At 71.8% G+C, this 21,082-nt stretch carries 19 protein-coding genes; 13 read left to right on the top strand and 6 right to left on the bottom strand.

Annotation, left to right across the window (positions count from 1 at the left end; genetic code table 11):
- Window position 1 precedes the first annotated feature (1 nt).
- Entirely contained in the window at window positions 2–1,537 is a 1,536-nt protein-coding gene (locus tag ENC19_RS08505; RefSeq protein WP_164446575.1) for a SpoIIE family protein phosphatase, read from the top strand.
- A gap of 38 nt (window positions 1,538–1,575) precedes the next feature.
- Here the strand turns inward: ENC19_RS08505 and ENC19_RS08500 are convergent, their stop codons facing one another.
- Window positions 1,576–2,364: a helix-turn-helix domain-containing protein gene (locus tag ENC19_RS08500; RefSeq protein ID WP_164446574.1), complete on the bottom strand. Its 789-nt coding sequence runs from the start codon at window positions 2,362–2,364 to the stop codon at window positions 1,576–1,578.
- A gap of 31 nt (window positions 2,365–2,395) precedes the next feature.
- Here ENC19_RS08500 and ENC19_RS08495 point away from each other — a divergent pair, with 31 nt between their 5' ends.
- The 5 genes from ENC19_RS08495 to ENC19_RS08480 are packed head-to-tail and all read left to right on the top strand — an operon-like array spanning window position 2,396 to window position 5,681.
- Window positions 2,396–2,968 carry a TIGR03086 family metal-binding protein gene (locus ENC19_RS08495; RefSeq protein WP_164446573.1) on the top strand — a complete coding sequence of 191 codons (573 nt, stop codon included), beginning with the start codon at window positions 2,396–2,398 and terminating at the stop codon, window positions 2,966–2,968.
- A gap of 58 nt (window positions 2,969–3,026) precedes the next feature.
- Window positions 3,027–3,563: a PadR family transcriptional regulator gene (locus tag ENC19_RS08490; RefSeq protein WP_164446572.1), complete on the top strand. Its 537-nt coding sequence runs from the start codon at window positions 3,027–3,029 to the stop codon at window positions 3,561–3,563.
- Window positions 3,560–4,261 (top strand): ABC transporter ATP-binding protein, encoded by a 702-nt coding sequence (locus tag ENC19_RS08485; protein WP_164446571.1) that lies wholly within the window; start codon window positions 3,560–3,562, stop codon window positions 4,259–4,261. Before ENC19_RS08490 ends, ENC19_RS08485 begins: the two co-directional genes overlap by 4 nt.
- Window positions 4,258–4,602, top strand: a complete 345-nt coding sequence (locus tag ENC19_RS29980) for a hypothetical protein (RefSeq protein WP_235944547.1) — start codon at window positions 4,258–4,260, stop codon at window positions 4,600–4,602. Before ENC19_RS08485 ends, ENC19_RS29980 begins: the two co-directional genes overlap by 4 nt.
- Window positions 4,603–4,613: 11 nt before the next feature.
- Window positions 4,614–5,681: an FtsX-like permease family protein gene (locus ENC19_RS08480; RefSeq protein ID WP_328824191.1), complete on the top strand. Its 1,068-nt coding sequence runs from the start codon at window positions 4,614–4,616 to the stop codon at window positions 5,679–5,681.
- A gap of 4 nt (window positions 5,682–5,685) precedes the next feature.
- On the opposite strand, the gene ENC19_RS08475 is transcribed toward ENC19_RS08480, so the two are convergent.
- Together ENC19_RS08475 and ENC19_RS08470 are read right to left on the bottom strand one after the other, a co-directional pair.
- Window positions 5,686–6,348, bottom strand: a complete 663-nt coding sequence (locus tag ENC19_RS08475; protein ID WP_164446570.1) for a response regulator transcription factor — start codon at window positions 6,346–6,348, stop codon at window positions 5,686–5,688.
- Window positions 6,336–7,625 (bottom strand): sensor histidine kinase, encoded by a 1,290-nt coding sequence (locus ENC19_RS08470; RefSeq protein WP_164446569.1) that lies wholly within the window; start codon window positions 7,623–7,625, stop codon window positions 6,336–6,338. Before ENC19_RS08470 ends, ENC19_RS08475 begins: the two co-directional genes overlap by 13 nt.
- Window positions 7,626–7,758: 133 nt before the next feature.
- Between ENC19_RS08470 and ENC19_RS08465 the strand changes: the two genes are divergently transcribed.
- Window positions 7,759–8,439 carry a DUF998 domain-containing protein gene (locus tag ENC19_RS08465; RefSeq protein WP_164446568.1) on the top strand — a complete coding sequence of 227 codons (681 nt, stop codon included), beginning with the start codon at window positions 7,759–7,761 and terminating at the stop codon, window positions 8,437–8,439.
- Window positions 8,440–8,459: 20 nt separating this feature from the next.
- Here the strand turns inward: ENC19_RS08465 and ENC19_RS08460 are convergent, their stop codons facing one another.
- Window positions 8,460–10,556 (bottom strand): S9 family peptidase, encoded by a 2,097-nt coding sequence (locus tag ENC19_RS08460; RefSeq protein WP_164446566.1) that lies wholly within the window; start codon window positions 10,554–10,556, stop codon window positions 8,460–8,462.
- 82 nt (window positions 10,557–10,638) lie between these two features.
- Between ENC19_RS08460 and ENC19_RS31760 the strand changes: the two genes are divergently transcribed.
- From ENC19_RS31760 to ENC19_RS31750, 3 genes are read left to right on the top strand one after another with little or no spacing between them, the layout of a single operon-like run.
- The gene (locus tag ENC19_RS31760) at window positions 10,639–11,160 is read left to right on the top strand and encodes an FAD-binding oxidoreductase (protein WP_408058062.1); all 522 of its coding nucleotides are present in this window, start codon (window positions 10,639–10,641) and stop codon (window positions 11,158–11,160) included.
- On the top strand, window positions 11,066–11,659 hold the full coding sequence (locus tag ENC19_RS31755; RefSeq protein ID WP_408058061.1) for an FAD-binding oxidoreductase: 594 nt from the start codon (window positions 11,066–11,068) through the stop codon (window positions 11,657–11,659). The genes ENC19_RS31760 and ENC19_RS31755 overlap by 95 nt, the downstream gene beginning before the upstream one ends.
- On the top strand, window positions 11,656–11,982 hold the full coding sequence (locus ENC19_RS31750) for an FAD-binding oxidoreductase (protein ID WP_408058060.1): 327 nt from the start codon (window positions 11,656–11,658) through the stop codon (window positions 11,980–11,982). The genes ENC19_RS31755 and ENC19_RS31750 overlap by 4 nt, the downstream gene beginning before the upstream one ends.
- Window positions 11,983–11,988: 6 nt before the next feature.
- Here ENC19_RS31750 and ENC19_RS08450 read toward each other — a convergent pair whose 3' ends face one another.
- Complete coding sequence (locus ENC19_RS08450; RefSeq protein WP_164446565.1) at window positions 11,989–14,070, bottom strand: SpoIIE family protein phosphatase; 2,082 nt, start codon at window positions 14,068–14,070, stop codon at window positions 11,989–11,991.
- Window positions 14,071–14,224: 154 nt separating this feature from the next.
- Here ENC19_RS08450 and ENC19_RS08445 point away from each other — a divergent pair, with 154 nt between their 5' ends.
- Both ENC19_RS08445 and ENC19_RS08440 read left to right on the top strand, forming a co-directional pair.
- The gene (locus tag ENC19_RS08445; protein ID WP_164446564.1) at window positions 14,225–18,595 is read left to right on the top strand and encodes a hybrid sensor histidine kinase/response regulator; all 4,371 of its coding nucleotides are present in this window, start codon (window positions 14,225–14,227) and stop codon (window positions 18,593–18,595) included.
- Window positions 18,592–19,152, top strand: a complete 561-nt coding sequence (locus ENC19_RS08440; protein WP_164446563.1) for a response regulator — start codon at window positions 18,592–18,594, stop codon at window positions 19,150–19,152. The genes ENC19_RS08445 and ENC19_RS08440 overlap by 4 nt, the downstream gene beginning before the upstream one ends.
- A 115-nt stretch (window positions 19,153–19,267) precedes the next feature.
- Here ENC19_RS08440 and ENC19_RS08435 read toward each other — a convergent pair whose 3' ends face one another.
- On the bottom strand, window positions 19,268–19,603 hold the full coding sequence (locus tag ENC19_RS08435) for an STAS domain-containing protein (RefSeq protein WP_164446561.1): 336 nt from the start codon (window positions 19,601–19,603) through the stop codon (window positions 19,268–19,270).
- A gap of 139 nt (window positions 19,604–19,742) precedes the next feature.
- Between ENC19_RS08435 and hemL the strand changes: the two genes are divergently transcribed.
- Window positions 19,743–21,080, top strand: coding sequence for a glutamate-1-semialdehyde 2,1-aminomutase (hemL, locus tag ENC19_RS08430; RefSeq protein ID WP_164446560.1), 1,338 nt, complete (start codon window positions 19,743–19,745; stop codon window positions 21,078–21,080).
- Window positions 21,081–21,082: the final 2 nt, after the last annotated feature.

The raw sequence follows: 21,082 nt of genomic DNA, 5'->3' as shown, positions 1-21,082 counted from the left end.
CGTGGACGGCGCGGCGACAGTGCTGGTGGTCGACGACAGTCGGACCAAGCGCTACCTCCTGGTGAACTGGCTGACCCGGGCCGGCTTCACGGTGCTGGAGGCGGAGACGGGTGGCGAGGCGCTCAGCCGGGTCGGGGTCGACCCGATCGACCTGGTCGTGCTCGACGTCCGGCTGCCGGACCTCAGTGGCTTCGAGGTGTGCGAGCGGATCAAGTCGGCGCACCCGGCGCTGCCGGTGATCCACGTGTCCGCGCACGCGATCGACACGAACAACCGGACCCAGGGCCTGACCCGGGGCGCGGACGCGTACCTGGCCGAGCCGATCGAACCGGAGGAACTGGTCGCCACCGCCCAGTCGGTGCTGCGGTACTACCAGGCCCGTCGGCGAGCCGAGCTGCTCGCCGAGCGGCTCACCGGGCTGGCGGACACCACCGTCGCGGTGCACGCCGCGCCGAGCTTCACCAAGCTGCTGCAGGTGGCGGCGGCCGGCGCCGCGGAGATCTTCAAGAGCCCCGCGGCGGTGATCGCCGAGACCTTCGACGGCGACTGCCTCGCCGGGGTCTGCGCCGGGCCCGGCGCCGGGCCCCGCGTGGTGCCCTGGATCGTCGACGACACCGGCGTGCCCACCGGCGCCACCGTCGTGGTGCAGGAGCCGGACGGTTGGTCGCTTGTCGACTGGCCGGCCGGCGACACGGTCACCGTCGCCGCCGCCCGGCTGCGCGAGGACCGCGCGCCGCTCTACGTCGTGGTGCCCACCGCGACGCAGACGGCGCGTACCCCGGTGCTGGTCCAGCTCGCCCAGGCGGTGGCCTCCGCCGTGGAGGCGCAACGCTCCTTTGACGAGGAGCACCGGATCGCGGTGACGTTGCAACGCAGCCTGCTGCCCCGGAAGATCCCGCGGATCACCGGCCTGGACCTGGCCGTGCGTTACGAGCCGGCCAGCGCCCAGACCGAGGTGGGCGGCGACTTCTACGAACTGGTGATGCTCGACGGCCACCTGCTGCTGGCCATCGGGGACGTGGCCGGTCACTCGCTGCACGCCGCCACCATCATGGCCGAGCTGCGACACGCGCTGCGGGCGTACGCGGTGGAGGGGCACCAGCCGGGCGAGATCCTGCACCGGGTCAACGAGCTGATGCGTACGCTGCTGCCCGACGAGCTGGCGACGATCTGCGTACTGCTGGTGGAACCGACGACCGGTCACGTCCGGCTGGCCAGCGCCGGTCACCTGCCGCCGTTGATCGTGCAGGACGGCAAGGCCGAGTACGTGCAGCACGCCGCGCCGCTGCTCGGGGTACGCGCGCCCCGCCCCGCCGACCTGGAGTTCGTGCTGCCGGCCGGTGCGACGATGGTCTTCTACACCGACGGTCTGATCGAACGACGGGACGCCACCATCGACGAGGGGCTGACTGCCCTCTCGGCCTGCGCCAGCCAGGTCGACGACGACCTCGACCGGTTCTGCGAGCGGCTGCTCGTCGAACTGGCCCCGGACGAGATCCAGGACGACGTGGCCGTGGTCGCCCTTCGCCGCCGCTGAGGTGCCGGGCGGCGCCCCTCCGCGACGCCAGCACGGACCTACCGGCGGCTCTGGGCGTACGCGGCGGGGGAGACGCCGGTCGTCGCGGTGAAGTCGCGTACCAGGTGGGCCTGATCGCTGTAGCCGAGTTCGGCGGCGAGTCCGGCCCAGTCGAGCCCGTCCGTCGCCCGCTCGATCGCCTCGTGCAGCCGGTAGCGGCGGATCACCCACTTGGGACCGACTCCGACGTGGGTGAGGAAGAGCCGCTGCAACCGGCGGACGGACACCGCGTGCTCGCGGGCGAACTCGTCGACCCGGCGTACGTTCCGGTCGGTCCGGATCGTCTCGACCAGGCGCATCACCTCGTCGTTCACCGGATCCGGTCGGGGTGCCCAGCCGGTCAGCAGGGTGTCCAGCGCCTGGCCGCGTTCGGCGTCCGTGCCGGCACAGACCGGGGTCACGTCGAGGTCTGCCCGGTCGACGAGCGGACGTCGCCGGCCGGTCAGCTCGGCGACCGACCGCCGCCAGAACGGATGGAACCCGCCGGGCCGGAACTGCACCCCGCTGACCCGTCCGGAACCGGTCAGGGTGATCGAGAAGAGTTCGGTGCCGACGCCGGCCACCTCCGCGCGCTCCGGGCCGTCACCGTCGCGCTGGAACACCACGTTGACCGCCGGATGCGGGACGATCCGCTGCTCGAACGGTTCGGTGAGGTCCCAGTCGATCAGCCAGTAGTGCTCCACCCAGTGGCGTAACGCAACTGCGGGCAGGTGCCGTCGGAACCGCACCCGCCGCCTCAACCGGGCCGGGTCGAGGATGCCCCGGTCATCCGCGCGCGGCTGTCGCATTTGTTCAAGACCACCCTCATACGCTGGCCCTATGGCCACTCACACTAGCGACCTGCTGGCCGCTGCGGCGCCGCGGACCGTGGCGGTGGTTCGGCAGATCACCGATGACCAGCTCGACCTGCCGACTCCCTGTCGGGACTATCGGGTCCGTGACCTGATCAACCACCTGTACGAGGTGGTGGTCAACTTTCAGAGCCTCGCCCGTCGCTCGCCGGTGACCTGGGCCGACAAGCCCGACCACATCACCGAGGGCTGGCGAGACCGGTTCGGGGCCGAGACCCGCCGACTGGTCGAGGCGTGGTCGGACCCGGCCAGCGAGCAGGGCGTCTCGCCGGGGATGGGGATGCCGCAGCAGGTGGTGGGTGCGATGGCGCTGCTCGACCTGACAGTGCACGGCTGGGACCTCGCGGTCGCCACGGGTCAGGCGTACGGGGCGGCGGCCGAGGTGCTGCCCGCGCTGCACGAGTTGGCCGGCCAGCTCGGTCCGACGGCGCGGCAGATGGGCGTGTTCGCCGAGGCGGTGCCGGTCGAGGCCGGCCCGCCGGACCTGCCTCGGCTGCTCGGCATGACCGGCCGCGACCCGGCCTGGTCCCCGGTCGGCTGAACGGCGACCCGCCCGTAGCGACCTTGACGCCACTATTCACTCAGTGAATAGTGGCCTGGTGTCCACACCGCACCTGCTGTTGGGCCTGCTCGCCACCGGCACCATGCACGGTTACGAGTTGAAGCGGGCCCACGACACCCGGCTGCCGCAGGCCCGCCCGTTGGCGTTCGGGCAGGTCTACGCGACGCTGGGTCGGCTGCTGCGGGACGGGTTGGTGGCGTCCACCGGCCCGGAGCGCCTCGCCGGCCCGGACCGGACTGCGTACACGCTCACCGAGCAGGGGCGGGTCACGCTGGACCGGTGGCTCAGCAGCGTCGAGCCACCGATGCCGTACGTGAACAGTCCGCTGTTCGCGAAGGTCGTGGTGGCGCTGCTGGTGGCCGACGTGGACCGGGCGCGGGCGTACCTAGTCGCGCAGCGGCGTGCCCACACCGAGCGGCTGCGTGAGCTGACCGCGCTGAAGACGGCCCCGTCGGCAAGCGTCGACGACGTCGTGGCGGCCGACTTCGCCATCGCCCATCTCGACGCCGACCTGCGGTGGTTGCACACCACCCTGGACCGGGTCGCCGACTGGCACCGGGAGGTGCACTCGTGACGCAACTTCAGGCTCGCGGACTGGTGAAGTCGTACGGACCCACACCCGCACTGCGGGGCATCACCCTCGACATCGACGAGGGGGAGATCGTCGCGGTGACCGGGGCGAGCGGCTGCGGCAAGTCCACCCTGCTGCACTGCCTCGCCGGCATCCTGCGGCCGGACGCCGGCGAGGTGCACTGGCGTGGGCACCGGCTGGACACCTGGTCCGAGGCGGCCCGGTCCCGGCTGCGACGTACCGAGTTCGGGGTGCTGTTCCAGTTCGGTCAGCTCGTCGCCGAGCTGACCGCGGCGGAGAACGTCGCCCTTCCGTTGTTGCTCGCCGGCACGGGGCGGCGAGCGGCACGGACGGCGGCGCTCACCTGGTTGGATCGGCTGGGTGTGGCGGAGTGCGCCGACGTGCGCCCCGGCGAGATGTCCGGCGGTCAGCAGCAGCGCTGCGCCACCGCCCGGGCACTGGTCACCGAACCACGGGTGCTCTTCGCCGACGAGCCGACCGGTTCGCTGGACACCCTCGCCGGGGAGCAGGTGCTCACCCAACTGGTCAGGTTGGCCCGGGAGCAGCACACTAGCGTCGTCCTGGTCACCCACGAGCCACGGATCGCCGCGTACGCCGATCGTGAGGTGGTCCTGCGCGACGGCGTGATCGACCACACCGGGCTGGGCCTCGACGCGCCGCTCGCCGGCGGCTCCCGGTGAGCCTCGCGACCCTGACCAGGCTGGCGCTGGCCGGCAACCGCACCGACGCCGCCCGGGTGGCGTTGACCGCGCTGAGCGCCCTGCTGGCCAGCCTCGCCGGGCTCGCCGCCCTGACGGTGCTGGCCATTCAGAAACCGCCGGGTGACCCGTGGCAGCAGTCCGAGCAGTACGCGAACGCGCTGCTGCGCGAGCCAGGGCTGCGCGGTGGGACGGCGTTCGCGCTGGTGCTGCTGACCATCCCGGTACTCGCCCTGGCCGGGCAGAGCGCCCGGCTGGGTGCGCCGGCGCGGGACCGCCGGCTCGCCGCGCTCCGGCTGGCCGGCGCGACCCCGGCCAGGTGACCCGGGTGGCGATGCTGGAGACCGGGCTCGCCGGCCTGGTCGGCACCCTCGTCGGACTGGCCGGCTACCTCGTCGGGCGGTCGGTGCTGCACCGTCCCGACGCCAACGGTCAGTTGGCCCTGCCCACGGACGTGTTGCCGCCGGTGCCGGCGATGACGATCGTGGTGCTCGGTCTGCCGGTGCTCGCCGCGGCGGCCACCGCCGTCCTGCTGCGTCGGGTCGCCACCACGCCGCTCGGCGTGGTCCGCCGGACCGGTCGCACCGGGTCGCCCCGGCCGTGGCCGGCGCTGCTGATCGGGCTCGGCGTGCTGGCGGCGGCGATGGTCGAACCGATCCAGTGGGCGTTCCAGGGCACCGCCGTCGAATGGTTGGCCCTGGTCGTCATGCTCGGGATCTTCGGCGCGGTGATGGGGGTGATCTTCGGGGCCGGCTGGATCTCGCACCTGGCCGGACGGACGCTGCACCGTCATGCCCGGCGTCCGGCCGCCCTGCTGGCGGCCCGCCGGCTGACCGACGACCCGTGGGCCAGCAGCCGCACCTTCGCCGCCCTGCTGGCCGCCCTGATCATCGCTGGCGGCGCGGCGGCCTTCCGAGCCTCGTTCCAGCTCCGGGCCGAACTGGAACAGGAGCAGAACCGGCTGGCCGGCTTCGGTGGCGACGGCTCGCCCGACTCCTTCTACCTGAACACCATGGATCTGGTCGACCTCGCCGTGGCCGTGGCGGTGGCCATCGCCGCCACCGGTCTGCTCGTCACGCTGGTGGAGGGGATCGTCTCCCGCCGCCGGACCTACGCCGCCCTGGTGGCGACCGGCGTGCCCCGGGCCACCATCGGCACCTCGATCGCCTGGCAGGTGCTGGCTCCCGTGGTGCCCGCCGTACTTGTCGCGCTCGGCGTCGGGTACGCCATCGGCCGACTGCTCACCGGCGACCTCAGCCCGGGCGCTCGCCGGTCGGACGTACCGCTGGAGCAACTGGCGTTGCAGGGTGCCGGCGCGACCGCCGCGGTGCTGGCCGTGGTCGGGCTGGGAGTGCTCTTCCTGCGGTCCAACACGGCGTTGGAGGAGCTGCGCGCTACCTGACCGGTCAGCTGCCGCCGGCTCGCAGGTAGGTGAGCGTCGCCAGCACCCGGCGGTTGGTGTCGTCGTCCGGCGGCAGGCCCAGCTTGGCCAGGATGTTGCCGATGTGCTTGCCGACCGCCGCCTCGGTGACGTGCAGGCGGCCGGCGATCGACGCGTTGGACCGCCCCTCGGCGACCAGCACCAGCACCTCGCGCTCGCGGGCAGAGAGGTCGGCGAGCGGGTCGCGGGGGCGGTGCAGCAACCGGCGGACCACGTCCGGATCGACAACAGTGCCGCCGCCGACGACGGTACGCAGGTTGTCGACGAACTCGGTGACCTCGGCGACCCGGTCCTTGAGCAGGTAGCCGACCCGCCGACCGTCGGCGCTGGCGAGCAGCGCGGCGGCGTACTCGGGCTGCACGTGCTGGCTGAGCACCACCACGGCCAGACCAGGCTGCTCGGCGCGCAGGTCCACCGCCGCGCGTAGCCCGTCGTCGCGGTGCCGGGGCGGCATCCGGATGTCGGTCACCACCAGGTCCGGCCGGTGCGTCCGGACGGCGTCCACGAGCGCGGGGGCGGTACCGACTGCGTCGAGCACGTCGAAGCCGAAGCGGGCGAGCAGGGCCACCAACCCCTCCCGCAGCAGCACCTCGTCCTCGGCGAGCACGACCCGGGTCACGCGTTGCACGGTAGCTCCACCCGGACGACCGTGGGTCCGCCCGGCGGGCTGGCCAGCAGCAACCGACCCTCGGCCGCGGCCACCCGGTCGGCGAGCCCGGTCAACCCGGTGCCCCGCGCCGGGTCCGCGCCGCCCCGTCCGTCGTCGCTGATCTCGATGACCAGCCCGGTGCCGGTGTCGGTGAGCCGGACCTCGGCGCGGGTCGCCTCGGCGTGTCGGGCGACGTTGCCGAGTGCCTCCGACACCACGAAGTACGCAGTGGTCTCGACCGTCTCCGGTACCGGGCGGCGCAGGTCGGCGTACACCTCGACGGGAATGGTCACCTCGTCGGCGAGTTCCCGGACCGCACCGGCCAACCCCAGGTCGGTGAGGCTCTGCGGACGGATGCCCTGGACGATCTGCCGGAGCAACACCATCAGTCCCTTCGCCTGCTCGTGCGCCACGGCGAGGGGCCGAGCCGCCGGAGAGTCCTGCGGTACGTCCAGCCGGGCCAGACCGATCTGGAGGCTGAGGCTGGTCAGCCGGGGATGCGCACCGTCGTGCAGGTCACGTTCGATGCGTCGGCGCTCCGCCTCGTACGCGTCGACCAACCGGGCGCGCGACCGGGTCACTTCGCGCAGCGCGAGCCCGTCCGGAGCGCCCCGGAGCAGCCACCGCGCGACGGTGCCCTGCGCGGTGGCGAGGGCCCCGGCCGCGTACCACAGGACCGGCACGAGCAGCACCCCGACGATCGCGTGCGGGACCGCCTCGACAGCCGTGTCAGGGGTGGCCCAGAGCAGGACCACCTGGTCGCCGTTGGCGACCAGGAACGGGCTGACGATCAACACGGCGTCCAACAGCACCAGCATGGTGAACAGCCAGTACACGGCCGGGACCAGGCCGCCGAGGAAGAACAGGTAGGCAGCCTCCCGCCAGGCGGTGCCGGTGGTATAGCGGGCGACGAGACCAAGCCAGGGCACCGCGGGCAGGTGCCGATCGTCGACCAGACCGAGCCGGTAACGTTCGAACGCCGCCACCGGCACGCTGAGCAGCGGTGCCAGCGCCACGATCAGCAGCGCGCCGACGGTCAGGAAGACGGTGAGCGCCAGCGGCACGGGCCGGCCCTGCCGTGCCGCGTTCGTGGCGGCGACAAGTGGTGCCAGCAGGACGAGCAGCCCGAGTGAGAGCACGCCGGCCAGCGGCACGCTGGTGAGCAGGTACGCCAGCGCACGCCACGGCCAGCCGGTGAGCGCGTAACGAGGCTGCCGCAGGGCCTGGGCGAGATGGGTCGGCGCGGCTGATGTCATGCCGCCGACGCTAGTGATCCGACCAGGGCTGTCCCAGCCCGCTGGACACCGTGTCCCGGGTATGGCCAGCACTACCTCGGTCCTCGGCGCAGCGGTAGTGCGCCCGCGCCACGGCATCGGCTGAAGTGGACGCATGCCTGTGCATCGCCTGGGTTCCTACGCCCTGCTGCTCGCCGCGCCGCTGTTCGCCGCCGGGATCGCGGTGACCGCGCGGGGATGGCGGCAGCCGCCATACGACTGGCGTACCCACAACATCAGTGACCTCGGGAACGTCGCCTGTGGCGTCTGGGACAGCAGCCGGCCGCGTCCGGTCTGCTCGCCCTGGCATCCGCTGATGAACGGCGCGATGATCGCCACCGGGCTCCTCATCGTCGCCGGTCTGCTGCTCAGTTGGTCGACGCTCGGTCGTGGTGCGGCCGTACGGGCCGTGCAGCTCGCGGCGCTGACCGCTGCCGGCGGGTATGTGCTGGCCGGCGTTCACCCGGCGGACGTCGACGAGAATCTGCACTTCCTGGCCGCGTTGCTGGTGTTCGGTGCGGGCAACGGCGCGCTGCTGCTCGCGGCGCTGCCCCAGCGGTCAGCGGTGATCGGTCCGGCCCGTCGGGTCAATCTCCTGCTCGGCCTGACCGGGGTCGCCGGAACGCTGCTCTTTCTCGGGCAGGTGGATCTCGGCTTCGGCGTTGGCGGGATGGAACGGGTGGCCGTGCTCCCGTTCCTGCTCTGGACGGTCGTGATCGGCAGCGGACTCGGTCCTCGTCCCGAGGCGGAGCAGACGGCCCGGCCTGATGCCCCGGCGACGCGATCGCGTCACTGAGACACCAGGCCGGTCGACGGTCAGGCGCGGCCGAGGCGGTCCAGGGTCCAGGCGTTGATGAACGCCTCCTCCCGCCAGGCGTCGTAGCGCCCGCTCGGCCCGCCGTGGCCCGCCTCCATCTCGGTCTTGAGCAGGTAGTCACCCTGCGGGGCGACCGCCCGCAGCCGGGCGATCCACTTCGCCGGCTCGTGGTAGAGCACCCGCGTGTCGTTGAGGCTGGTCATCGCGAGGATCGCGGGATAGTCCAGCGCGGCGACGTTCTCGTACGGCGTGTACGACTTCATGTACGCGTACACCTCGGGGTCGGCCAGCGGGTTGCCCCACTCCTCCCACTCGGTGACCGTCAGCGGCAGCGACGGGTCCAGGATCGTGTTGAGCGCGTCCACGAACGGCACCTGCGCGACGATGCCGGCGAAGGCGTCCGGTGCCAGGTTCGCCACCGCGCCCATCAGCAGCCCGCCTGCCGAGCCACCCCGGGCGACCAGCCGGTCCGGTGCCGTCCAGCCGGCCTTGGCCAGGTGCCGGGCACAGGCCACGAAATCGGTGAAGGTGTTCTTCTTGGCGAGCATCTTGCCGTGGTCGTACCACCGGCGACCCAGCTCGCCGCCGCCCCGGATGTGCGCCACCGCGAAGATCACCCCACGGTCCAGCAGGGACAGCCGGCCGACCGAGAACCACGGGTCCATGCTCGCCTCGTACGAGCCGTAGCCGTAGATGACGCAGGGCGCCGAACCGTCCCGGGGGGTGCCGCGCCGGTAGACCAGGGAGATCGGCACCTTGGTGCCGTCGTCGGCGAGCGCCCAGTCGCGCTGCTGCTCGTAGTCCTCCGACCGGTACACCTGACCGTCCGGCCCGGGCAGCACCGGTCGCTGGCGCAGCAGCGTCATCTCGCGGGTGACCAGGTCGTAGTCGTACACCGAGTCGGGCGTGACGAGCGAGGTGTAGCGCAGCCGCAGCCGCCCGGTGCGGTACTCGGGGTTGGCGTCCAGGCCGACCGTGTGCAGCGGCTCCGGGAACTCGATGTCGTGGGCGTCGCCGCCGCCGACGGGCAGCACCCGCAGCCCGGTCAGGCCGTTGCTGCGTACCGAGACGACCAGGTGGTCGGCGAAGGCGTCGACCGACTCCAGTCGGGTGCCCGGGGAGTGCTCGATCAGCGGCACCCAGTCGCCCGGGGCGTCGGCCGAGGTGTACGCGAGGGCGAAGTCCTCGGCGTCGTCGTTGTGCAGGATCAGGAACCGGTGACCATGGTGCTCCACCGAGTACTCGACACCCTGCCGGCGGGGCGCGATCACCGCTGGCTCGCCCGTCGGGTTGCCGGCCGGGATCACCCGCACCTCGCTGGTGAGCTTGCTGGCGATGTCGATGAGGACGAACCGCTCCGAGCGGGTCAGCTCCACCCCGACCCAGAACCGCTCGTCGTCCTCGGCGTGCACCACCACGTCGTCGTCGGCGGCGGTGCCGATCACGTGTCGCCAGACCCGGTTGGGTCGCCACGCCTCGTCCACCGTGACGTAGAACAGCACCGAGGCGTCGGCGGACCACGCGGTGCCGTAGAAGGTGCCGGGGATCTCGTCGGGCAGCAGCTCACCGGTGCTCAGGTCCTTGACCCGCAGGGTGAACCGCTCGTCGCCGGAGAAGTCGGTGGAGTAGGCCAGGTAGCGCCCGTCGGGGCTGATGTCGAAGGCACCGAGCGAGAAGAAGTCGCGTCCTTCGGCCAGTTGGTTGCCGTCCAGCAGCACCTGCTCGCCGTCCAGCGGAGCACCGTCGGCGCTGATCGGCGGGGTGGTCTCGTCGGGGTGGACCGCCCGGCGGCAGTGCACGCCGTACTGCTGGCCCTGGACCGTGCGGGTGTAGTACCAGTGCTGGCCCTTGCGGGTCGGCACGGACAGGTCGGTCTCCTGGGTCCGTCGCCGGATCTCCTCGAACAACTCCGTACGCAGCCCGGACAGGTGTGCCGTCCGGGCCTCGGTCCAGGCGTTCTCGGCGTTCAGATACTTGATCGTTTCCGGATCGTCCTTGGTGGCGAGCCAGGCGTACTCGTCGACGACGGTGTCGCCGTGGTGGACACGTTCGGTCGGCACCCGCCTGGCCGCGGGAACGGGGGTCTCGGTGGTCACGGCGTCACGTTACCGGCCGTAGCGACATGTGGCGCGGCGCAATTCCACCTCTGATCGTTCGAACACATGTACGATCGCCGGCATGGTGCCACCCCCTCCCGCCGGTGCGTCCGGTGTCCGCGACATCACCCGCCGACTGGCCGAGATCTGCGGTCCGCGCTTCGCCCGCCTCGCCGGCCCCGCCGACGAAGTGGCCGGCAGCACCGCCCGCTGGGTGGCCGTGCCCGGCGGCCCGCACGCCGCCGCGCAGGTGCTCCGGCTGGCCGCCCGGCACGACCTGAGCGTGGTGCCGCGCGGGGCCGGCACCAAGATCGACTGGGGTGCGCCGCCCGAGCGGGTCGACATCATGCTCGACACCGGGAGACTGGCCGGCATCGGCCATCAGGCCCCGGACCGGGGCACGGCCGAGATCGGCGCCGGTACACCGCTGCGCGCGGTTCAGGCCATCCTGGAGCGCACCGGCCGGCGGCTGGCGCTGGACGCCCTCACCGGGCGCCACCCTCGGCGGGGTGCTGGCGGCGGACGAGGCCGGCCCGCTGCGGCACCGGCACGGCACCGCCTGCGACCAGCTCGTCGGCCTGCGCTACCTGGCCGCCGACGGTGAGCTGGCCGAGGCGGGTGGTGGAGCGGCCGGGCTGGCCGAGGCACGGCTGCTGTGCGGCTCGGAGGGCGCGCTCGGCGTGCTGGTCGGCGCGACGCTGCGGGTGCAGGCGGTGCCGGCCGCGCGGGTGTGGGTGACCCGACCGGTGTGGACCCCACTGGAGGTGCACGATCTGATCCAGGCGGTGCTCGCCGCCCGGCTCGACCCGGCCGCGATCGAGCTGGACCTGCCGGTCGGGTCCGGTTGCCGGCCCCGGCGGGACCGCCGCGCCGAGTCGATGGCGCTGCACCCGTCGATGACCGGGCGCGTGCCGACCGGCCCGGCGGGCACCGGTTCGCTCGTGGTGCTGCTTGAGGGCGGCCCCGCGGAGGTGGCGGAGCGGACCGACCGGCTGGTCGGTCTCCTCGGCTCCCGCGCGACGGTCGCCCGCACGGCACCTCCCTGGTGGCGCAGCTATCCCTTCGCCCCGGCGACACGGCACTGCGACTGGAGGTGCCGATGATCGACCTGCACGCCGCGGTCTACGCCCTGCGTGACGCGGCCGGCGGCCCGGTGCCGGTACGCGGCTCGGCCGGGCTCGGCGTGGTGCACGCCGCCCTGCCCGGGGCGATGGCCCCGAGCCGGGTCGCGTCGATCCTGGCCGCGGTGCGTGGCGTGCTGCTCGCCCGACAGGGTCGGTGCGTGGTGCTCGCCGCCCCGCCGGCCGTCCGCCGCACCGTCGACCTGTGGGGCGAGCGCGCCGACCTGGCCCAGCTACGCGCCGTCAAGCAGCACCTGGACCCCACCCACCGCCTCGCCCCCGGCCGCCTCCCCGGCGGCCTCTAGGCCGAATCACCGGTCCGGCAGCGCGTCGTTGCGCAGGACGAGGATGGCGATGTCGTCGCGGGGTTCCTCGACCGAGAAGTTGATCGCGGTGGCGCGCAACCGGGCCGCCACCACGTCCGCCGAGTAGCCGGCCAGCGGCGCGGCGGCGTCGCGCAGCCGCCCGGTGCCGAACAGTTCCCGACCCCGGCGACGCTCGGTCACCCCGTCGGTGTAGAAGACCAGGCAGTCGCCCGGCTCAAGACTGAGCTGCGCGGTGGGCGAGGCGATCGCGTCGAGCAGCCCGAGGGCGGTGCCACCGGTGCCGACGAAGGCGGCCGGACCGCCGCTGGACCGCAGCAGCACCGGCCGGTCGTGCCCGGCCAGGTGCAGCCCGACGTCGAGCTGGTCGCCCTCGCCCGGCCCGACCGCCGCCAACGCCAGCGTGCAGTAGCGGCCGGCACCCCGCTCGACGAGCGTCTCGTTGAGCCGGGCCAGCACCTCGGGCAGCGGCTTGCCGTCGCCGGCCAGCACCCGGATCACGTCTCGCACCAGCCCGGTGACCGCCGCCGCCTGCACGCCCTTGCCGGAGACGTCGCCGATCACCACCAGCCAGCGCCCGTCCGGCAGCGGCACCACGTCGTAGAAGTCGCCGCCGACGTCGACGTCCCCGCCGGTCGGCACGTACTCGGCGGCGAAGCCGATGCCCTCGACCACCGGCAGGACCGGCGGCAGCAACGACTGTTGCAGGGTCTGGGCGACCCGGCGGCGCTCGGCGTGGATCCGGGCGTTCTCGATGGCGAGTGCCGCCCGCCGGGCCACGTCCTCCAGCACGGCGATCTCGTCCGGGTCCTGCCGGTGCCGCTGGTGGCGTCCGACCGCCAGCGTGCCGAGGCGCTGCCCACGGGCGATCAACGGTACGGCGAAGCCCTCCATCGGCGCACCGAGCGGGGTGCGGGTGCCGTTGCGGCTGGCCTCACGCAGCCGGGCCAGGACGGAATCCGGGCCGGCCTCGCGGAGCGAGGCGTGCAGCTGCGGCAGCATCGACTCGTCGGCGTGGCTGGCCGCCGCGAGCCGGAGCCGGCCCCACTCGTCGGTGGTGTGCACCGCGCACCACTGGCCGAGCCGGGGCACCACCAGCTGCGGGACGAGCGCCATGGTCAGTTCCACGTCCAGCGACTGGGCGAGCAGCTCGCTGGCCTCGGCGAGGAAGGTCAGCCAGGCCTGCCGGCGTACGTCCGCCCGGCGCAGCCGGTCGTTCTCCAGGTGCAGCGAGAGCCGCTCGGCGGTCAGCATCGCCAGCGGCTGGGCGTACGCGGTGGGCGCGGCGTCCAGTTCCAGCTCACCGGCGTACGGGCGGTGCACGGCCAACGGCACCCGGAGCAGGTCGTTGCCGGCCCGGGGCTGACGGCCGTACCGGGCGAGGACCTGGGCACCCTGGCCGTCGCCGCGGTCCAGCCGCACCACGCCACCGGCGGCACCGACCATCTCCGCCACCCGGGTCAGCAGGCCGGCGGCGAAGTCCGGCAGCGGATCCTCGGCGTACGGGTCGGGGGTGGTCTGCATCAGCGCGTTCATCGCGCCGGCGCTGGGTACGGCGGTCTGTCCGGCGCCGTCCGGTTGCGTGGCGCTCGCCGGTGGTGCGGGGGTGGTGGGCCCCTTCCCCCTGCGATCGGCTCGGTCCAGCCGGAACCACACACCCTTGCCGGTGCGCAGATAGGTGGTGCCCCAGCGGCTGGCGAAGTGGTCGACCAGCAGCAGCCCGCGCCCCCGCTCGGCGACCTCGGCGATGTCGGTGGCCAGGTTGCGTACCCCGACGGTCAGCTCGTCGACCGGGCCGGCGGCGAAGTCGGAGACCGTCACGGTCAGCCCCGCCTGGTCGGCGGTGACCTCGATGTCCAGTTCGGTGCGGGCGTGCTCGACCGCGTTCGTGGACAATTCGGTGGTCAACAGGAGTGCCTCGTTGAGCAGTTCGTCCAGGTCCGCCTCCGCGAGCACGGACCGCACGACCGCGCGGGCGGCGGCCGGCGTACGGCGGTCGGCGGGAAGCCGGACGCGCCGCACGTGCTCGTCTGGGCCCGTCCTCGTCGCGGGCCCCGCCTCCGCTGACACCCTCGTATCCTCCACCGACACTCCGCCGCTGCCAAGCCGATCACCACCGGCTCTTTGCCGTCGGACGGCGCCGTGCCGTGGCGTTTTCGAGGTCACGGGGACAATGATGGGGTGGCCGGTGGGAGCCGGTGGACCCCGAGGTGAGCGAGGAATGATGACCACGGCGAAACAGTCGGTGACCGCGGAGACCTCCGCCGCCGACCACGATGCGGTCCTCACCGAGCTGGCGGAGGCGCTACGGCGGGTCCGGGGCGGTGACCTCAAGGTGCGGTTGCCCCGGCGCTCGGGCGCGGCCGGTGAGGTGGCGGACGCCTTCAACGACGTGGTGTCGCTCCAGGAGCGGCAGCACCTGGACCTGCGCCGGATCAGTCGGGTCGTGGGCCGCGACGGCCGGCTGACCGAGCGCCTGGACGAGGAGGGGCTGGACGGCTCCTGGGCGGAGGGTCAGCGGGCGGTCAACTCGCTGATCGACGACCTGGGCCGGCCCACCACCGAGATCGCCCGGGTCATCGTGGCGGTCGCCGACGGTGACCTCACCCAGCACATGGCGCTGGAGATCGACGGTCGCCCGCTGCGTGGTGAGTACCTGCGCATCGGCCGCACGGTCAACACCATGGTCGACCAGCTCTCGTCGTTCTCCAACGAGGTGACCCGGGTGGCCCGGGAGGTGGGCACCGAGGGCAAGCTGGGTGGCCAGGCCGACGTCCGTGGCGTCGCCGGCACCTGGAAGGACCTCACCGACTCGGTGAACACCATGGCGTCGAACCTGACCGGTCAGGTGCGGTCGATCTCCCAGGTGGCGACCGCGGTGGCCAAGGGTGACCTCTCCCAGAAGATCACCGTCAGTGCTCGCGGCGAGGTCGCCGAGCTGGCCGACACGATGAACTCGCTGACCGACACGCTGCGTCTCTTCGCCGAGCAGGTGACGCGGGTGGCTCGTGAGGTGGGTACCGAGGGCAAGCTGGGTGGCCAGGCGGAGGTGCCGGGCGTCGCGGGCACCTGGAAGGACCTGACCGACAGCGTCAACTCGATGGCGTCGAACCTGACCGCCCAGGTGCGCAACATCGCTCAGGTCTCCACGGCGGTCGCCCGGGGTGACCTGTCGCAGAAGATCACCGTGGCCGCGCAGGGCGAGATCCTGGAACTCAAGGACACCGTCAACACGATGGTGGACCAGTTGTCGTCGTTCGCCGACGAGGTGACCCGGGTGGCCCGTGAGGTGGGTACCGAGGGCAAGCTGGGCGGTCAGGCCCAGGTACGCGGCGTCTCCGGCACCTGGCGTGACCTCACCGAGAACGTCAACCAGCTCGCCGGCAACCTGACCAGCCAGGTCCGCAACATCTCCCAGGTCTCCACCGCCGTCGCCAAGGGCGACCTGAGCCAGAAGATCACTGTCGACGCCCGGGGCGAGATCCTGGAGCTGAAGAACACCGTCAACACGATGGTGGACCAGTTGTCGTCGTTCGCCGACGAGGTGACCCGGGTGGCCCGTGAGGTGGGTACCGAGGGCAAGCTGGGCGGTCAGGCGCAGGTCAAGGGCGTCAGCGGTACGTGGCGGGATCTGACCGACAACGTGAACTCGATGGCGTCGAACCTGACCAGCCAGGTGCGGAACATCGCCTCGGTGACCACGGCCGTCGCGCGCGGTGACCTGTCGCAGAAGATCACGGTGGATGCCCGGGGTGAGATCCTGGAGTTGAAGTCGACGGTGAACACGATGGTGGATCAGCTGTCGTCGTTCGCCGACGAGGTGACCCGGGTGGCCCGTGAGGTGGGCACCGAGGGCAACCTCGGCGGTCAGGCGCAGGTCAAGGGCGTCAGCGGTACGTGGCGGGATCTGACCGACAACGTGAACTCCATGGCGTCGAACCTGACCGCCCAGGTGCGCAACATCGCCCAGGTCTCCACGGCGGTGGCCAAGGGCGACCTGAGCCAGAAGATCACCGTGGATGCCCGGGGTGAGATCCTGGAGTTGAAGTCGACGGTGAACACGATGGTGGATCAGCTGTCGTCGTTCGCCGACGAGGTGACCCGGGTGGCCCGGGAGGTGGGCACCGAGGGCAAGCTGGGCGGTCAGGCCCAGGTACGCGGCGTCGCCGGCACCTGGCGGGATCTGACCGACAACGTGAACTCGATGGCGTCGAACCTGACCAGCCAGGTGCGCAACATCGCCTCGGTCACCACCGCCGTGGCCAACGGTGACCTGTCGCAGAAGATCACGGTCGACGCGCAGGGCGAGATCCTGGAGCTGAAGAACACCGTCAACACGATGGTGGACCAGTTGTCGTCGTTCGCCGACGAGGTGACCCGGGTGGCCCGGGAGGTGGGCACCGAGGGCAAGCTGGGTGGTCAGGCGCAGGTCAAGGGGGTCTCCGGCACCTGGCGTGACCTCACCGAGAACGTCAACCAGCTCGCCTCGACGCTCACCACCCAGCTCCGGGCGATCGCCCGGGTCTCGACCTCGGTGACCCGGGGCGACCTCACCCAACGGATCGCGGTGAAGGCCCAGGGTGAGGTCGCCGAGCTGAAGGACAACATCAACCAGATGATCGTCACCCTGCGGGAGACGACCCACAAGAACGCCGAGCAGGGGTGGCTCGACTCCAACCTGGCCCGCATCGGCGGGCTGCTCCAGGGTCAGCGTGATCTCGGCGAGGTCTGCCGGATGATCATGCAGGAGGTCACTCCGCTCGTCGACGCGCAGCTCGGCGCGTTCTTCCTGGTGGACAACTCCGAGGGCGTGATGCGGCTGCGGTTGACCGCCTCGTACGGCTATGTGTCCCGGGGGCACGACGTGACCTTCGGACCGGGCGAGGGGCTGGTCGGGCAGGCCGCGCTGTCCCGGCGCACCATCCGGGTCGGCGCCGTACCGGACGGCCGGATCACGCTGCGGTCCGGGCTGGCCGACACCCCACCGGCGGACCTGGTCATCCTGCCGGTCCTGTTCGAGGGTGAGCTGCTCGGCGTGATCGAGTTCGCCACCGTCACACCCTTCTCCGAGCTGCACCTGTCGTTCCTGGAGCGGCTGGTCTCCACCATCGGCATCGCGGTCAACACCATCCAGGCGAACCGGCGTACGGAGGAACTGCTGGCCCAGTCGCAGCGGCTGGCGCACGAGTTGCAGGAGCAGTCGGCGGAGTTGCAGCGGACCAACGCCGAGCTGGAGGACAAGGCCAAGCTGCTGTCGGAGCAGAAGGCGAACATCGAGACCCAGAACCGGGAGATCGAACTGGCCCGGCTGGGCCTGGAGGACAAGGCGCAGCAGCTCACCCGGGCCTCGGCGTACAAGTCGGAGTTCCTGGCGAACATGAGCCACGAGCTGCGTACGCCGCTGAACTCGCTGCTGCTGCTGGCCCGGCTGCTGATGGAGAACTCGGAGCAGAACCTCACGCCGAAGCAGATCGAGTTCGCCCGCACGATCCACGGCTCCGGGTCGGACCTGCTACGCCTGATCGACGACATCCTGGACCTGTCCAAGATCGAGGCCGGGCGGATGGACGTCGAGCCGACCGAGGTCCGGTTCACCGAGATCTGCACCTACGTGGAGCAGGCGTTCGCCCCGCAGGCCGAGGAGAAGGGCCTGGACTTCCAGGTACGCATCGGCAAGGACCTGCCGCCGGCCGTGGTGACCGACGCGCAGCGGCTCCAGCAGGTGCTGCGCAACCTGCTGTCGAACGCGGTGAAGTTCACCGACAACGGTGCGGTGACCCTGCGCATCTCCCGAGCGCCGGAGCACGCGGTGTTCGACGTGCCGGCGCTGACGAACGCCCGACAGGTGATCGCCTTCACGGTGATCGACACCGGCATCGGGATCTCCGACGACAAGCTGTCGCTGATCTTCGAGGCGTTCCAGCAGGCGGACGGGACCACCAGCCGCCGGTACGGCGGTACCGGGCTGGGCCTGTCGATCAGTCGCGATCTGGCCCGGTTGATCGGTGGCACCATCACGGTCGCCTCGGCACCCGGTCAGGGATCGACGTTTACGCTCTACCTGCCCGACGTGCTGGCGCCGGACGCGGTGGTGGCACCCGCCCCGCCGTCACCGCAGCGGGCGGGGCTGCCGTCCTCGCTGCTGATGCCGCCGATGGAGCTGCTGTCGGAGGCACCCGAGGCACCGAAGACCCGTCAGCTGGACGGTGCGACCGTGCTGATCGTCGACGACGACGTGCGTAACGTCTTCGCGTTGACCAGCGCGCTCGAACTGCACGGCATGACCGTGCTGTACGCCGACAACGGCGCCGACGGGGTTCGTCTGTTGGCCGAACACCCGGAGGTCGATATCGTCCTGATGGATGCGATGATGCCCGATCAGGACGGATACGAGACAACCCGGCAGATCAGGCGTAACCACCGGTTCGCGGACCTGCCGATCGTCTTCCTGACCGCGAAGGCGATGCCGGGCGACCGGGAGTCGGCGATCGCGGCCGGAGCCAGCGATTACATCACCAAGCCGGTCGACCTGGACCAACTGATCGAGCTGATGGGGACCTGGATCAGTGGCAGCCGTACCGAGGAGGGCTCGTGACGCAGGTGGCGAAGGCGCTGCTGGTCGATGATCGCCGGGAGAACCTGATGGCCCTGGAGGCGATCCTCCAGGGGCTGCCGGTGCAGTCGGTCGCCGTGGAGAGCGGTGAGGCGGCGCTGAAGCAGTTGCTCGTGGACGACTTCGCGGTGATCCTGCTGGACGCCCAGATGCCGGACATGGACGGGTTCGAGACGGCCAGCCACATCAAGCGGCGGGAGCGTACCCGGCACGTCCCGATCATCTTCCTGACCGCTGCCGACCGGGACGCTCAACTGGCCCTGCGCGGCTACGCGGTCGGTGCGGTGGACTACCTCACCAAGCCGTTCGACCCCTGGGTGCTGCGGGCCAAGGTCTCCGTCTTCGTCGAGCTGTGGACCAAGACCCGCCAACTGGCCGCGCAGTCCGAGATGGTCCGCGAGCGCGACGCCCAGTGGCGGTTGCTCACCAACGCCGTCGACGAGGCCACCACCCTGCTCCGCGACACCGACGCCCCCGACGCCCACTCCCGCGCCGTAACCCTCCTGGAACAAGCCCGCTGGGGCACCACCCCCGACTAACCCACCCATCCCACCCCACCCCCGACCGCGTTGATCATGAGGTTAGCGGCACTTTCAAAGATCAAGATCGCCGCTAACCTCATGATCAACAAGGGTCTGCGGGGGTGGGACGGGGTTAGGGGGTGGGGGTGTCGTTGCGGATCATCAGGGCGCTGCGTAGGCCGGTGATGTCCAGGACGCGGAGCAGGAACTCGCCGACGTTCGTCAGCACGAGCAGGCTCTGGGCGTGGCTGGCCTTGCGGCTGAGGACGACCAGGGTGCCCAGACCCTGCGAATCGCAGAACGTTACGCCCGCGAGATCCAGCACGATCCGGGGCGGGGGCTCGGTGAGAACCTCGTTGACGACGGTCGACAGCTGGGCGGCCGTTTGCATGTCGATCTCACCGGCAAGGCGCAGCACTGCTTCGTCGCCCGTCCGGTGTACGGTGATGGACAGTTCGGCACGATCCACCGGGTCAGCCTATCGCGATCTCCGTCGCCCGGCCTGTCGAGGCGTGCCGTCCCGGCGCAGCGTGCCGGGGGTGAGCCCGGTAACCCCAAGCCGGGGTGGCTGCCGATCCGCAGCCGGGCGCTGACACAATGGCGGCATCGTGACCGAGGTGTTTACCGCCGGATCCGACCGCTACCCGGTCGACGCGCCGGCCTCAGCGGCCCTGTTCGACCGCGCCTGCGCCATCGTGCCGGGCGGGGTGAACTCACCTGTGCGCGCCTTCCGGGCGGTCGGCGGCACCCCACGCTTCATGGTCCGGGGTGAGGGCCCGTGGCTCCATGACGCGGACGGTCGCCGTTACGTCGACCTGGTCTGCTCCTGGGGCCCGCTGATCCTGGGCCACGCCCACCCCGAGGTGGTCGCGGCCGTGCAGGCCGCCGCCGCCAACGGCACCAGTTTCGGTACGCCCACCCCCGGCGAGGTCGAGCTGGCCGACGAGATCGTCGCGCGTACCCCGGTCGAGCAGGTCCGGCTGGTCAACTCGGGCACCGAGGCGACCATGTCGGCGATCCGCCTGGCCCGTGGTCACACCGGCCGTTCGAAGATCATCAAGTTCGCCGGCTGCTACCACGGGCACGTCGACGCGCTGCTGGCCGCCGCCGGCTCCGGCGTGGCCACCCTGGGCCTGCCCGATTCGCCGGGAGTCACCGGCGCGGCGGCCGGTGAGACGATCGTGCTGCCCTACAACGACGTGACCGCCGTCGAGGCGGCCTTCGCCGCCGAGGGCCAGCACATCGCCGCCGTGATCACCGAGGCCGCGCCGGGCAACATGGGTGTGGTCGCTCCCCGCGACGGGTTCAACGCCCAGTTGGCCCGGATCGCCCACGCGCACGGCGCACTGCTGATCGTCGACGAGGTGATGACCGGGTTCCGGGTCTCCCGCGCCGGCTGGCACGGACTCGACCCGGTCGAGGCGGACCTGTGGACGTACGGCAAGGTCATGGGCGGTGGGCTGCCCGCCGCGGCGTTCGGCGGGCGCGCGGAGATCATGTCGCGACTGGCGCCGGCCGGCCCCGTCTACCAGGCCGGCACCCTCTCCGGGAACCCGCTCGCCTGCGCGGCCGGGCTGACCACGCTGCGGCTCGCCGACGACGCGCTCTACCGCAGGCTGGACGACACCGCCGCCACAGTGGGCAGGCTCGCCAGCGACGCGCTGGCCGCCGCCGGGGTCCCCCACCGACTGTCGTACGCGGGCAACATGTTCTCGATCTTCTTCACCGACGCCGACGTGGTCGACTACGACAGCGCCCGCACCCAGCAGGTGCCGGCGTTCAAGGCGTTCTTCCACGCGATGCTCGCCGCCGGGGTCTACCTGCCGCCGAGCGCGTTCGAGTCCTGGTTCGTCTCGGCGGCGATCGACGATGCCGCCCTGGAACAGCTCGCCGGCGCGCTGCCGACGGCGGCCAACGCGGCGGCAGCGGCAGGTCACGGGGGGTAGCA

This window comes from Verrucosispora sioxanthis, assembly GCF_010560025.1.
Lineage (GTDB): Bacteria > Actinomycetota > Actinomycetes > Mycobacteriales > Micromonosporaceae > Micromonospora > Micromonospora palythoicola.
Note: the sequence above shows the minus strand (reverse complement) of the source record. Positions and strands in the feature narration are given on the sequence as shown.